This window comes from Aeromicrobium sp. UC242_57 (genome assembly GCF_044452305.1).
In the GTDB taxonomy this organism is placed as follows: domain Bacteria; phylum Actinomycetota; class Actinomycetes; order Propionibacteriales; family Nocardioidaceae; genus Aeromicrobium.
The window spans coordinates 462,551-476,119 of record NZ_JBIOAM010000005.1 but is presented as its reverse complement, the minus strand read 5'-3'; the positions used below and the strand labels follow the sequence as shown (position 1 = coordinate 476,119).

Genomic DNA, 13,569 nt, shown 5'->3' with positions numbered 1-13,569 from the left:
GAGCGCGATGGAGGAGCAATGGGAGCACACAGGTACCGGGCCGACAGGCGACGACGGGGCTGGCAGGCGCGATCTGCGTGGCTGGCCGTTCCGCTGGCCCTGACGTTGACAGTCATGACGCTGCCCGCGAGCGGCGAGGAAGTCGCGCCGCAGGCGGCTGCCACCTCGGCCGCCCCGGCTGAGCCGGACGCCGAGCCGACCACGTCCGCGCCGGAGTCGACTCCGCCAGTCAAGGACGAGGCCAAGGACGAGACGCAGGACAAGTCCGACGCCGAGCCCGAGAAGGCTCCCGAGGCAGACCCTGAGCCGGCCAAGAAGGGGCTGATCAAGACCGCGCTCGACGCCGTGCCGACTGGCAACGAGACGTTGACCCTGACCCTGAAGCAGAAGACCGGCACCGAACCGTTCACTCCCGGCGACGACAGCGCGGGCAACGACTCAGGCGCCGACAACGACATCGTCCGCACCAACGACACCGTGACCTACACGGTCGGCATCCGCTACGAGGGCGGTGACCAGACCAAGCCCACGATCAGCTTCACCCTGCCGAAGGGCCAGGAGCTCGTCTCACTGCCGCCGTTCTGCCTCACCGGTTCGGACGTCTCGCCCGAGATCGTCCCGGCTCCGGTGGTGCCGGTGACGACGACGTCGTGGCAGTCCCTCCCGGTCCAGGAAGTCACCTGTGTGGTCGACGACCAGGCGATCGGCACGAGCCTCGACTACAAGTTCGTCGCCAAGGTCCGCTCCGAGGTCCCTCACGGCACCTCGCTGGCTCCCGTCGTCGCGACCGCCACGAGCGAGCAGGTCACGACCCCTGCCACCTCACCCGCCGTCTCGCAGACCGTGTCTGCTGCGGCGAACTTCGACGTGTCGAAGCGCGCGCTGTCGACCACCGACACGACTGGCCCGCTCTACGGCTACTGGGGGCTGTGCTCGTTCGACACGAGCCGCTCCTGCCGCCTCATCGACTACCCGCTGACTCTCAACACGCCCGCCGGCGGCAAGGGCATCACCCCGCTGGCCTCGCCCATCACGTTGAAGGACGATCTGCGTCCTGACTCGTTCTACGGTGCGGGCACGACCGGCTCCGCAGCGTGGACCGCCGCAGGCGCGGGCGCGCTCGACAAGTACGGTGCCCGCCTGACCCGCTGCAACGCTGGCCCGCTCAACCTGTGGGCCTCGCTGCCCAACAGCAAGATCGTCCCCAACAGCACCGCGACCGACGTGAACTCGGTCCGCAACAACGGCACGATCACGTGTGACTCCTCGGGCCCCGGCACGGTCGTCGACCTGACGATCACCGACGCCGACACCACGGCGTACACCGTTCCGACCAAGGCATCCGGGGGCGGAGCGCTTCCGGCCGACAGCGGCTACGTCATCTCGACCGCGGTGCGCATCGAGATCCCGATCGACGCGGTCCGCGACCTCGGCGAGGAGGTCAGCGGCACCTGGACGTTGGGCTTCAAGAACGAGTTCACCGATGTCGAGGCCGATGACATCAGCGGCGAGCCCAACCAGGGCGAGCGCCCCGAGAACAACGTCCGCGAAGCCACCACGAAGCTCGAGATCACCGGCAGCTTCGGCAAGGGCTTCTCGGGTATCACCGGCAAGCCCGGCAACACTCCGACTGGTACGGGCAAGTTCGCTGCCTGGGAGTACGAAGGTCCGCCAGGATCCGGCAGCTTCCGTGATGGAAACACCGTCGTGGTGGCCGGCCAGACCGTGCTGAGCAACCTGATCTCGGCTGAGCAGATCCCGCCCACCACCGGCACCGAGCTGTCTCGCAGCAAGCTCATGTGTGACACCTGGGACGACACCAAGCTGGCGATGCCGACGACGTTCGACTACGCCGGCAGCTCGTACACCCGGGTCCAGCGTCCCTCGGGCGGTTCGCCCGCGTGGATCTCCTCGTTTCTCTACGACGGAGACTGGCAGTCAGGCCTGGACGATCTTGACAACCTGAAGATCGAGTACGGGTACACGCCGACTCCCGGTAGCGGGGCCAGCTCGTCGTGCACGACCGGTACCTGGTCGGCCACCCCAGCCGGCGTGCCGGGTGCCACTTCGCAGAACGGCCTGTGGAGCGGAGTCAACCGGGTTCGGATCTCGTACAGCACGAAAGCGTCAGCGACCGCGACTGACTTCGCTGTCAACGCCTCGATCGCGCTGCAGGCGCTCGTGTCGGCTGGCCCTACCGGAACTGTGCTGCCCAACTGGGCCAGCGAGCGGACGTCCCGCGGCGTCAAGACTCTTGAAGAGATCGTGGACGACACGACGGCGAGCCCCGGGCTGTCGACCTACACGCCTGCGGCCCACACGGGAGGCGGAGGTGACCGACTGATCCTCGGTGCGGTCACCGCGCGCATCCGCAAGTACGTCAAGAACCGCACGACGGACGACTTCACCGACACCGCGGTGCCGCAGTACTCCGCCGGCGCCGAGATCGACTACCGGCTCAACCCGTCGTTGACCGCTGACGTGAGCGCCGGGGTCAAGGCCCCGGTCGTCGTCGAGGACTGCCTGCCGAAGTACCAGGCATTCGTCTCCTCGCGGCGGGCCAATGGTGATGCGCTGAGCCCCGTGCTGGTGCAGGACGGCGCTCCGGCAGGTTCGGAGCTGGCGTGCCCAGCAGGTCAGACCTACATCAAGTGGGACCTGGGCGAGCAGACCGTCAGACGAGACGGTCGATCCGATCATCTACACCGTCGAGATCTTGCAGACCGTCCGCAACGGCAACTACACCAACACGACCGTCGTCAGCACGCCTGGAGATCCGTCCCGGCTGTCGGCTCGTACCGACACCGCTCAGATCCAGATCGTGACGCCGACCGGAGTCAAGATCTCCAAGCAGGTCGACAAGCCGTTGATCGAGATCAATCCCGAGGCGGTCGCGACGCCGCGGACGCTGAAGTGGACGGTCGACTTCGCCAACGTCGACTCCTCCGACAACGTCTCCGACGTCGATGTCATCGACGTGCTGCCGGCCGATGGGCTGTTCGGCAGCGACTTCACCGGCACGCTGCGGTTCGACACCGCGACGGTCGCTGCCGGCGACGACGTCGAGATCCAGTACACCAAGCGGGCACCGGCTGACCTCAAGGTCGACCCGGACGACGCCTCCAACGGTGCCGCAGGTGCCACGACCTGGTGCTCGGCGAGCCGCGGCGGAACAGTCGAGTCCGGCAACGGCACGGCAGCCGACTGCCCTGCCACGGCCGCCGAGGTGACGGGTCTGCGGTTCCTGCGGGCCGGTGACTTCGAGCCGACCGACGTTCTGACGGTCGACATCACGATGACGCCGATCGGCAACGCCGGCGGCGACGTCTACGAGAACCGCACCGCAGGACGCGCTGCCGGCGTGACCCAGCCGGTCGGTCCGGCGATCCGTCGGGCGCAGGTCATCGAGTCGGCGGTCGGGAACTATGTCTGGGAGGACGTGGACAAGGACGGCATCCAGGACGACGACGAGCCCGGTGTTGCCGGTTTCCCGGTCACCCTGGTGGGTGAGGACCTCGACGGCAATCCCGTCAGCCTGACCACCTCGACCAACGAGAACGGCGCCTACTCGTTCAAGGGTCTGGCCTCGGCACCTACCGGGTCACGTTCGACCCGAATGGTCTGACGTCCAACACGACGTTCACCCAGCAGAACGCCGGTGACGACGACACGGTCGACTCCGACGGTGACGTCACGACCGGTCAGGCCGCTGAATTCGCGTTGGCGCCGGACTCGGCCGATCCGTCGTGGGACCAGGGTCTGGTCATCGACCGCAACGTCGACATCACGGTCGACAAGCGGCTGGTCGACCAGTCGAAGCCTGACTCGGCGAACCGGGCGACCGTGACGTACGAGGTCGTGGTGGCCAATGCAGGCACCGCCGAGGGCGTCTATGACCTGGCTGACAAGCTGAAGTTCGGTGGCAGCATCAAGATCGACGAGGTGTCGGCCTCGAACACCGATCCTGGTGACATCGTCGTGAATCCCGACTTCGACGGCGTCGACAACACGAGCCTGGTCAAGGAGCAGAAGCTCCCCGGCGGCAAGAGCCACGTGTACCAGGTCGTCGTCGAGGCCACCGTCAACACCGCGATCACGGCTGAGCAGCGCAACTGCACGCTCACCGAGACCGAGGAGGGGAACCGGCTACCTCAACGAGGCTCGAGCTGACCGTCGACAGTGTCACCCAGACGGACACGGCCTGTGGGACACCGGACAAGCCCAAGGACTCCGATGTCGGCAACGGCAACGAGGACGACGGCAAGAACAAGAACGACGACGAGGGTCTGCTGCCGAACACCGGCGGTCCCGCTCTGTGGCTGCTGGGCCTCGGTGCAGCAGCTCTCCTGGCCGGGGCGGCCTTCGTGTCCGCATCGCGTCGCGAGAACCGTCCGGTGCGGAGGCACTGACGGCTGACCCGCACGGCAGAGCTGCCGCCGACCTCAGCACTGAGGTCGGCGGCAGCTCTGTCGTTGGAGGTGGTGTGTCTGCGAGTGGTACGTCAGATCGTGGGGCTGAGGGCACCCGCCGACGCCTCGCGCAGCTGACGGGCAGGCAGGTGGATGCCGGCGATCATGCACCGCACCGAACCGCCGGCGAGCTCGATCGTCGGCACCGGGACGGGCAGCAGCTCGGCATGCTGCTCGATCTGGGCACGCTGACCAGGCCGCAGGCTGTCATAGGCACGCTGCGACAGGGCCAGGACGAGTCCATCGGCTCCACGCAGCTCGATGACGTTGCCGGCGAAGTTCTCGATCTGGTCGTGGGACAGGTCGATCAGATCGCGTCCGGAACGCTCCAACCTCGCCGTCACGGTCCGACGTTCGGCCGTGTCGGTGATCGTGGTCAGCCCGATGAGGGCGTACCGCGTGGCCACCGACATCATCACGTTGGTGTGATAGATCGGTGTGCCCTGGCGGTCGGCGGTGCCGAACACGACAGGTTCGTAGCCGAGGTCGGCGCAGATGCGGCCGATGGCGTGATCGTGGGCCCGGTGGGACCGCGCGATGTAGGCGACCGCCTCCTGGTGGTCGAGCACCATGGCCCCGGTGCCTTCGAGGAAGTGCCCGCCGGCCTCCATCTCGGAGTAGTCGGTGACCTCGCTGACGGCATACCTCTCGCGCAACCGGTCGATGACGTCGCTGCGGCGCTCACCCCGCCGGTTGGGCGAGTACATCGGGTACAGCGCCACGTGCCCGTCGTCGTGGGTCGAGAGCCAGTTGTTGGGAAAGACGCTGTCGGGCAGATCAGGTCCGACGTCGTCGAACACGTGCACCCCGACACCTCGGTCGCGCAACGTCTCGGCCAGCCCGGTCACCTCGCGATAGGCGGCGTACGCGAGCTCGTGCGGGCTGCGTGTGGAGTCGATCGCCTGGAAGAGGTTGTCGGCCGCCGTCATCGGATTGGGCGTGAAGCTGTACGGCCTGACCAGGATGACGCTCGACGGGGCCTGCGCTCCTTGCGGATGACTAGACACGGATGTGCGCGTTTGCCGGTGCGACGAGCCCGAACAGGTCCTTGGGATCCACGGGCTCGGCGATGAGGTCGACCTCGGACACGTAGTCGGTCCCGGCGACGGCTGCCAGGGTGTAGCGCAGCGCGGAGAAGTCCTCGATCGCGAAGCCGACAGAGTCGAAGATCGTGATCTGCGCGGCGTCGTCCAGGACTCGTCCGGGCTGTGTGCCGGTGATGACCTGCCACAGCTCGGTGACCTCGAACGACGGGGAGAAGCTGCTGGATCTCACCCTCGATGCGAGTCTGCTCGGGGTACTCGACGAAGACGGTCGCGCGCTCGAGGATCTCGCGGTCGAGCTCGGTCTTTCCGGGGCAGTCGCCGCCGATGGCGTTGATGTGCACGCCGGGCACCACCATGTCGTCGGTCAGCACCGTCGCATTGGTCTTGTCGGCCGTGCACGTCGTGATGATGTCGGCACCCGTCACGGCATCTGCGGCGCTTGCGGCGACGTGCACGTCGAAGCCGAGGGCTTCTGCATTGCGGACGAACTTCTGCATCGCCCCCGGATCGGTGTCCCAGACCCGCAGCTGGGTGATCCCCAGCAGGGCGCGGAAGCCGAGCGCCTGGAACTCTGCCTGCGAGCCCGTGCCGATCATGGCCATGACCGACGAGTCCGGCCGGGCCAGCCAGCGTGCGGCCATCGCCGACGTGGCCGCGGTGCGCAGCGCGGTCAGGATCGTCATCTCGGTCACGAAGCACGGGTAGCCGTTGTGCACCTCGGCCAGGACACCGAATGCCGTGACGGTCTGGAAGCCCCGGCTGGGGTTCAGCGGGTGGCCGTTGACGTACTTGAAGCCGTAGGTCGTGCCATCGCTGGTGGGCATCGAGCTCGATGACACCCTCGTGCGTGTGAGAGGCCACCCGGGGGGTCTTGTCGAACAGCTCCCAGCGACGGAAGTCGTCCTCGATGGCCGCAGCCATCTCGGCGATGATGCGCTCGGCGCCCACCGTGCGCACCCAGCGCGCGGTGCTCGCGACGTCGAGGAACGGGACGGCGCTCATGCGCGGATCTCCAGCGTGCAGCACTTGGCGGATCCGCCGGCTTTCAACAGCTCGGTTAGGTCGACGCCGACGGGGTTGTAGCCGCGTGCGCGCAGCTCACGGTGCAGGTCGACCGCACGAGCGGACAGCACGACGTTGTAGCCGTCCGACATGGCGTTGAGCCCGAACACGCGTGCATCGTCGGCGGTCGCGATGACGGCGTCGGGGAAGCGTGCCCGCAGGATCTCGAGGCTGGCATCGCTGAAGGCGCCCGGGAAGTAGGCGACGTTTTCGTCGTCCAGCACCGTCAAGGCGGTGTCGAGGTGGTAGAACCGGGGATCGACGAGCTCGAGCGACACGACCTCGGTCGAGAAGAAGGTCGCAATCTCGCGGTGAGCTGCCAACGAGGTGCGGAACCCGGTGCCGGCGAGGAAGATGTCACCGATGCGCAGGACGTCGCCCTCGCCCTCGTTCTGCTCGGTCGCCTGCACGGCAGGCGTCAATCCGGCCGCAGCGAACCAGTCGAGGTAGAGCTGACCCTCGGCAGCACGCTCGTCGTGGGTGAATCGCGAGGCCATGGCGCGACCGTCCAGGACGATTCCGCCGTTCGCCGCGAACACCATGTCGGGGAGGCCCTCGACCGGGTTGATGAGGTCGACCGTGTGGCCGAGGCTCAGGTAGGTCTCCCGCAGGATCTCCCACTGACGGAGCGCGAGCGCGGCGTCGACCGGAGCAGTGGGGTCCATCCACGGATTGATCGTGTAGGTGACGTCGAAGTGCTCGGGCCGGCACATCAGGTAGTGCTGGTGCTTGGCGGTACGTTGCGTGGGGGTGACGGTGAGCGTGTCGGTGGTCATGACTTGAACGTATGGCCCGTATGGCACCGAAACAATCGCGATCTGTTGCGTTGATCGTGGTCCGAGGCGCACAGATACTGCGTGCCAGGCAACAATCTGGCGGAGCGTCGACCGGAGCGGGTCGGCAGCTAGGGATCGACCATGTCCTGGGACCTGCGGTCCCAGGAGTTCATCACGATCAACGTCTTGGTGCCGGTGACCTTTCCGGTGCGGCGCATCGCGTTGACGACCCTTTGCAGGTGGTCGACGTCTGACACGACGATGCGCACGAGCGCATCGGGATCGCCGGCGATCGTGAAGAACTGCTGCACCTCGGGGATGTCCTTGACGATGTCGCGCAGCTCGGACGTGTCGGTGGCTCCTGTCAGCCGAATTTCGGTGAACGCCTCCAGCTGATTGGCTCGTCCCTGGTCGACGACCGCGACGTAGCCTCGGATCGTCCCCGACCGTTCGAGCCGTTCGACCCGGCGTGCCACGGGTGCCGCCGACAGGTTCACTCGTCGGGCGATCTCGCTGATCGGCGTGCGGGCATTGGCCGTCAGGATCGACAGGATCTCTTCGTCGACCAAGTCCATGGCGGCATCCTTCCTGTTAGTGAATCATGCTGAATCAGGCATGATCATTGCGCAAACTATGCCCCAGATTGGTCCGGACCGTCGAAGAACGCTCGTATCGCGCAGCAAAGGGTCGCCGCCGCGAGAACCGTGCCAGAGTCGCTCACGGGCGATCCCCGACCTAGCTCGACGAGCCGCTTGCGACCTGACCCGGTCGACGCAACGGAGTCGAATCATCTCCGCGCCAGTCACCGAGGATCGCCATGACACAGTCCACCCTCTCCGTCCAGTCTCACGCCGTCGAGGCCGATGCCGGGGTGCTGCGCGACATCGCCGAACGGGTGCGATGGATCGCGACCTCGATCGTGGATGCAGCGAACCGTGGTCGGCCCAACGAGTCGGGCGTCAAGGTGGGTGGTCATCAGGCGTCGAGCGCGTCGATGGTCGACATCATGGTCTCGCTGTGGTTCTCCGAGCTGACTGCGCTCGACCGGGTCTCGGTCAAGCCGCACGCCTCTCCGGTGCTGCACGCCATCAACTACCTGCTGGGCGACCTGGACGAGAAGTACCTCACGACGCTGCGCTCCAAGGGGGGCCTGCAGTCGTATCCGAGCCGGCTGAAGGATCCCGACACGGTGGACTTCTCGACCGGCTCGGTCGGCATCGGTGCGACGGCGGCGTTGTGGGCCGCGATGTCGCACCGATACGTCAGCTCGCACTTTCCGACGGCGCCGGCGGCGGGACGGTTCGTGAGCCTGCTGGGTGACGCTGAGCTCGATGAAGGCGCCATCTGGGAGGCCGTGGCCGATCCGTCGGTGGCCAAGCTCGGCGAGCTGTTGTGGATCGTCGACCTCAACCGACAGTCGCTGGACCGGGTCGTGCCCGATGTCCAGATCCATCGGCTGATGGGGATGTTCGAGGCGGCCGGCTGGCAGGTCGTCACGCTCAAGTGGGGCCGTGCGATCGCCGAGCTCTTCGGTCGGCCCGGCGGCGTCGAGCTGCGTCAGCGGCTCGAGGACATGCCCAACGAGGAGTACCAGCGGCTGCTGCGGGTCGACGCCGCCGAGATCGCCCAGCGGATCATCGGCGATCACGGGAGTGACGAGCTGCGCGCGTTGCTGGCCTCGCTGACGGCCGACGAGCTCGCCCATGCGGTGCGCGACCTCGGAGGTCATGACATCGGCCTGCTGATCGACACGTACCGCGAGATCGACACGACCCGTCCGACCGTGATCTTCGCCTACACGGTCAAGGGTCGTGGTCTCCCGACCGAGGGGCACCCCAACAACCACTCAGCGCTGCTGACCGGTGACCAGATCCTCGAGCTCGCCCGGGCCTGCGGCACCGACCCCGGACGACCCGTGGGCCGGGTTCCCGGACGGATCGGCGGCGGCACGACTGTGCGAGTCACGCGGAGCGGTCATGGCCCGTCCGCCGATCGTGACCCAGCCGACCGGAAGCGTTCCCGTGCGGCTGGCCCGCTCGCACAAGGCACCGATCTCGACCCAGGCCACGCTCGGTCGTCTGCTCGCCGATCTGAAGCGCGCCGCACCCGAGATCGCCGACCGGGTCGTGACGTGCAGCCCGGACGTCGCCTCGTCGACGAACCTCGGTGGATGGATCAACAAGACCGGTGTCTGGTCGGTCGAGGACCGGCTCGACTGGTTCGCCGATGACGCCGAACGGGTCCTGAAGTGGTCCGAGGTCACCAACGGGCAGCACATCGAGCTCGGTATCGCTGAGGTCAACCTGGTGTGCCTGCTCGGAGAACTCGGTGCGACCTGGTCGCGGTGGGGAGAGCGGCTGATCCCGATCGCCACGCTGTACGACCCGTTCATCTCGCGGGCGCTGGAGCCCTGGTCGTACGGGATCTACTCGGGCGGCCAGTCGATCATCATCGGCACCCCGTCGGGAGTGACGCTTGCTCCGGAGGGAGGTGCACACCAGTCGATCACGACGCCGTCGATCGGCCTGGAACAGCCCCACTGCATCGCGTGGGAGCCTGCCTTCGCGCAGGACCTGGAGTGGTGCATGCTGACCGCGATGAGCAAGGTCGGCATCGAGGGAGGGACGTCGTCGTACTTCCGGCTATCGACCAGGCCGATCGACCAGTCGCTGGCCGCGCTGCCCGAGGACGGCTGATGCTCGAGCGCCGACGTCAGCAGTCGATCGCCGGTGGATACCGCCTGACGACCCATGACCCGGCCACCGAGGACGTCACCTTGGTCGGTGTCGGTGCCATCATGCCGGAGGTCGTCGCGGCGGCCGAGGCGCTCAACCGTCAAGGGATCACCGCGGGTGTCGTCTGCCTGACCAGCCCTGACCTGGTGTTCCGCTCGTTCAACCAGCGCGGGACGGTCGGTGCGGCACGCGGCGACGACATCATCGGTGCGCTGTTCCCTGCGGCGTCCGCAGCACCACTCGTGACGGTCATGGACGGCCATCCGCACACCTTGTCGTTCCTGGCTGGTGCCCGCGGCGACCGCATCCGGTGCCTCGGCGTCAGCGACTTCGGGCAGTCGAGCAACCTGGCCGATGCCTATCAGCTGCACGGCATCGACACCGGTTCGATCGTCGCCGCCGCGCTGACTCTTGTCGGCCGCTGACGGCCCCACCTTCGAGGAAGACGATCTGTAGCAACGCCCGACAGGTGTCGTGACGAGACAGCCCAAGTGGGGACATCCGTCGGCAGACAAGCAGGTCCTGCTGCGCGAGGATCGGAGCGCAAGCTCATCCGACATCGAACCTAGGGACCGTGCGTGACCATCAACTTCCGTGCCGAAGAACTCGACTCCGCTGCTGACTTCGAGGAGTCGCTGCTGGGTCTGCCCAGTGCTCAACCAGAGTCCGGCGACATCAAGGTCCGCACGTACATGGCCTTCGGGTCCGATGACGAGAAGATCGTCTCAGGCTCGTGGGAGTCGGACCCCGGAACTGCGCGGTGGGAGTTCACCGACCGCGGAGAGTTCATCCAGGTCATCGCCGGTCGCATGGTCGTGCAGCAGGACGGCGAGGATCCGGTCGAGCTGACGGCTGGCTCGACGGCGGTCTTCCCGATTGGCTGGACCGGCACGTGGACGGTTCTCGAACCACTGCGGAAGGTCTTCGTCGTCTACCGTCCCTAGGCCTCGGGCTGGTTCTCGTCCGCCAGCACGCTCGCCACGACTGCTCCACGAAGGCTGCGACTGGCGCGGGCAGCGTGCGCTGCGCCATGGTCTGGACCTGGAAGTTCCGTTGGAGCAGCTCAGGATTGGTCAACGAGATCGCGACCAGACCATCGCGGGTGAGCCGGCGGGCGCTGAGCCGGCCAGTCAGCGTCACGGCACCGGCCAGCTGGGTCAGGCCGTTGAGCGCTATCGAGGTGTCTGCTCACCAGCACCGGCTCGAAGGCTAGCCCCTCCACGCTGCAGCACACATCGAACAGCGATCGGATCGTGGTTCCCTCGTCCATCAGTGCGAGCGGATACGGACCGAGGTCAGCCAAGGCGATGCTGTTCCGTGCGCTGAGCGGGTGGCCCTGGGGCACCAGCACGACGACGGGCTCTTGGTGCGAGTGCTCGACGCGGATGCCGGTCTCGGGCGCCATGCTGAACGTGACCGCGACGTCGCACGTGCCGTCGGCGACCCGTTGGGTGGCGAGGGCAGGATCGAGCACGTCGAGCTGGAACCGGGTGCCGGGGCGGGCCTTGCGGAAGCGGGCCATCTCCTCGGGCATGAAGTGCTGGGCGAAACCCTCCGAGCAGGCCACCCTGATGAGGCTGCGTCCCGCCTCCTGCACGTCGTGGAGCTGGCGGAGCACGTCTTCCTCGTCGAGGACGCTGCGGCGCGCATGGTTCGCGAGCACCTCGCCGGCCTCGGTCAGCACCATGCCGCGTGGATGCCGGTCGAACAGCCGTACGCCAGCCTCGAGCTCCAGGCGGGCGATCTGGCGGCTGATCGCCGAGGCTGCGATGTGCAGACGTTCGGAGGCCTCGGTGATGGACCCGGTGCGCGCGACCTCGAGGAAGTAGCGCAGCGAATCGCTCACGAGGTGCACGCCCTCACCTTAGCGGCGTCCGACCCCGGCTCTGCCGCTCCTGCCAGGCATCGCGTTCGGGCAAGGCAGCCTTCGATAATCGGCGCTGGTCGGCGGGCTCTGGCTGAGGTTGGCTGAAGGTGTCGGGTCCAGATGGTCACGGCGCTGGCATGTCTCGGGCCGTCGGACCGGGTCGGGCGAAAGGACCCTGCATGACGCGTTCGCATGCGATCGAGCTCGCCGAGTCGTTCTTGGAGTCGGGCGACTTCCTGCGCGAGCTGACTCGCAAGGTCGCACATGCGACCGAGAGCGAGGTCGCGGACAACCAGTCGGTCCACCGGGCGTACCTGCTCGACGAGATCGTGCCCGTGCTGGAACGGTGCGGCTGTACGTGGCGCATCGTCGACAACCCCGTCGCGGGCGAGCCGCCGTTCCTGATCGCTCACCGGCACGAGGACGACACGGCGCCCACGGTGCTGACCTACGGCCATGGCGACGTGGTGCTGGGTGACGAGTCGCAGTGGCGCGACGGGCTGACACCGTGGGCACTCGTGGTCGAGGGCGACCGGTGGTACGCCCGGGGTGCCGCTGACAACAAGGGCCAGCACACGATCAACCTCGCGGCGCTCGAGCAGGTCCTGGCCGCGCGCGGGGGTCGACTCGGCTTCAACGTCAAGATCTTGATCGACATGGGCGAGGAGGTCGGGTCGCCGGGCCTGCGCGAGCTGCTGCGCTGTGGCCCGGGACGAGCTGGCCGCCGACCTGCTGCTGGGGTCGGACGGCACCCGGGTCTCGGAGACCCGTCCGACGTTGTTCCTCGGCACTCGGGGCGGCTTTCGTTCACCCTGAGCGCGACGCTGAGGCCGCAGGCGTACCACTCGGGCAACTGGGGCGGCCTGCTGCGAAATCCCGCCGTTCTTCTCGCGCATGCCTTGTCGACGCTGGTCGACGTCGACGGACGCATCGTGCCCGAGGGCCTGCGTCCGCCGGAGATCAGCAGCTCGGTCAGGGCCGCGCTCGCGGACATCGAGATCGACGGCGGTCCGGGCGCACCAGCGGTCGACCTTGGCTGGGGCGAACCGGGACTCACACCGGCCGAGCAGGTCTACGGCTGGAACACCCTCGAGGTGCTGAGCCTGGCAGCAGGTTCGTCCACCTCGCCCGAGAGCTCGATCCCGGGAATAGCCACCGCCCGGTGCCAGCTGCGCTTCGTCGTCGGGACCGACTGGACCACGATCGAGCAGACCCTCCGGGAGCATCTGGATGCGCACGGGCTCGCGGCCGTCGACGTGAAGGTCGACGAGGGGACGGCGGCCACGCGGCTGGACCCGGACGATCCCTGGGTCACCTGGGTCGCGGCGTCGATCGAGTCGACCACCGGCAAGCGTCCGGCGATCCTGCCGAACCTGGGCGGGACCTTGCCCAACGACTGCTTCGCCGACGTGCTCGGCATGCCGACGATCTGGATCCCGCACTCCTATCCCGGCTGCTCGCAGCACGGCCCCGACGAGCACCTGCTGGTCGGCCTGGCAGCTGAGGCACTGCGCTTGATGGCGGGCCTGTTCTGGGACCTGGGCGACCGCACCCATCCGTGACGCATCCCCGTAGCTGCGTCAGACACATGAAAAGGAATCTGCATGCCTAGTC

12 protein-coding genes and 3 pseudogenes are annotated in these 13,569 nt (G+C 67.4%); 9 read left to right on the top strand and 6 right to left on the bottom strand.

All coding sequences use genetic code 11. The features are described from left to right. Positions 1-18: 18 nt before the first annotated feature. From ACHMWU_RS24435 to ACHMWU_RS24420, 4 genes and pseudogenes are all read left to right on the top strand, one after another. A complete protein-coding gene (locus tag ACHMWU_RS24435) occupies positions 19-3,096 on the top strand; it encodes a hypothetical protein (RefSeq protein WP_396047930.1) in 3,078 nt (1,025 codons plus the stop codon). Between the two features lie 199 nt (positions 3,097-3,295). Next, a pseudogene (locus ACHMWU_RS24430) lies at positions 3,296-3,702 on the top strand (SdrD B-like domain-containing protein); the annotation flags it as partial. Between the two features lie 18 nt (positions 3,703-3,720). After that, a complete protein-coding gene (locus tag ACHMWU_RS24425; RefSeq protein WP_396049307.1) occupies positions 3,721-4,170 on the top strand; it encodes a hypothetical protein in 450 nt (149 codons plus the stop codon). Next, positions 4,113-4,409, top strand: a complete 297-nt coding sequence (locus ACHMWU_RS24420; protein WP_396049202.1) for an LPXTG cell wall anchor domain-containing protein — start codon at positions 4,113-4,115, stop codon at positions 4,407-4,409. Before ACHMWU_RS24425 ends, ACHMWU_RS24420 begins: the two co-directional genes overlap by 58 nt. 92 nt (positions 4,410-4,501) lie before the next feature. Here ACHMWU_RS24420 and ctlX read toward each other — a convergent pair whose 3' ends face one another. The 5 genes and pseudogenes from ctlX to ACHMWU_RS24395 form a co-directional block, all read right to left on the bottom strand. Then, entirely contained in the window at positions 4,502-5,476 is a 975-nt protein-coding gene (gene ctlX / locus ACHMWU_RS24415) for a citrulline utilization hydrolase CtlX (protein WP_396047928.1), read from the bottom strand. Beyond that, complete coding sequence (locus tag ACHMWU_RS24410) at positions 5,469-5,744, bottom strand: hypothetical protein (protein ID WP_396049201.1); 276 nt, start codon at positions 5,742-5,744, stop codon at positions 5,469-5,471. Before ACHMWU_RS24410 ends, ctlX begins: the two co-directional genes overlap by 8 nt. Further along, positions 5,737-6,339, bottom strand: a pseudogene (locus ACHMWU_RS24405) (ornithine cyclodeaminase); the annotation flags it as partial. The pseudogene ACHMWU_RS24405 and the gene ACHMWU_RS24410, both read right to left, overlap by 8 nt. Before the next feature lie 174 nt (positions 6,340-6,513). Next, positions 6,514-7,353 carry a dimethylargininase gene (gene ddaH / locus ACHMWU_RS24400; protein ID WP_396047926.1) on the bottom strand — a complete coding sequence of 280 codons (840 nt, stop codon included), beginning with the start codon at positions 7,351-7,353 and terminating at the stop codon, positions 6,514-6,516. Between the two features lie 128 nt (positions 7,354-7,481). Then, entirely contained in the window at positions 7,482-7,928 is a 447-nt protein-coding gene (locus tag ACHMWU_RS24395; RefSeq protein ID WP_396047924.1) for an Lrp/AsnC family transcriptional regulator, read from the bottom strand. Positions 7,929-8,170: 242 nt separating this feature from the next. Between ACHMWU_RS24395 and ACHMWU_RS24390 the strand changes: the two are divergent. The 4 genes and pseudogenes from ACHMWU_RS24390 to ACHMWU_RS24375 form a co-directional block, all read left to right on the top strand. Beyond that, a pseudogene (locus ACHMWU_RS24390) lies at positions 8,171-8,860 on the top strand (pyruvate dehydrogenase); the annotation flags it as partial. A 469-nt stretch (positions 8,861-9,329) separates the two neighbouring features. Continuing rightward, a complete protein-coding gene (locus tag ACHMWU_RS24385; protein ID WP_396047922.1) occupies positions 9,330-10,049 on the top strand; it encodes a hypothetical protein in 720 nt (239 codons plus the stop codon). Further along, positions 10,049-10,513, top strand: coding sequence for a transketolase-like TK C-terminal-containing protein (locus ACHMWU_RS24380; protein ID WP_396047920.1), 465 nt, complete (start codon positions 10,049-10,051; stop codon positions 10,511-10,513). The genes ACHMWU_RS24385 and ACHMWU_RS24380 overlap by 1 nt, the downstream gene beginning before the upstream one ends. 153 nt (positions 10,514-10,666) lie before the next feature. After that, entirely contained in the window at positions 10,667-11,032 is a 366-nt protein-coding gene (locus tag ACHMWU_RS24375; RefSeq protein ID WP_396047918.1) for a cupin domain-containing protein, read from the top strand. A 119-nt stretch (positions 11,033-11,151) separates the two neighbouring features. On the opposite strand, the gene ACHMWU_RS24370 is transcribed toward ACHMWU_RS24375, so the two are convergent. Further along, positions 11,152-11,934: a LysR family transcriptional regulator gene (locus ACHMWU_RS24370; protein ID WP_396047916.1), complete on the bottom strand. Its 783-nt coding sequence runs from the start codon at positions 11,932-11,934 to the stop codon at positions 11,152-11,154. 200 nt (positions 11,935-12,134) lie between these two features. Between ACHMWU_RS24370 and ACHMWU_RS24365 the strand changes: the two genes are divergently transcribed. Further along, positions 12,135-13,517, top strand: coding sequence for a M20 family metallopeptidase (locus tag ACHMWU_RS24365; protein WP_396047914.1), 1,383 nt, complete (start codon positions 12,135-12,137; stop codon positions 13,515-13,517). The last annotated feature ends 52 nt before the right edge of the window (positions 13,518-13,569 follow it).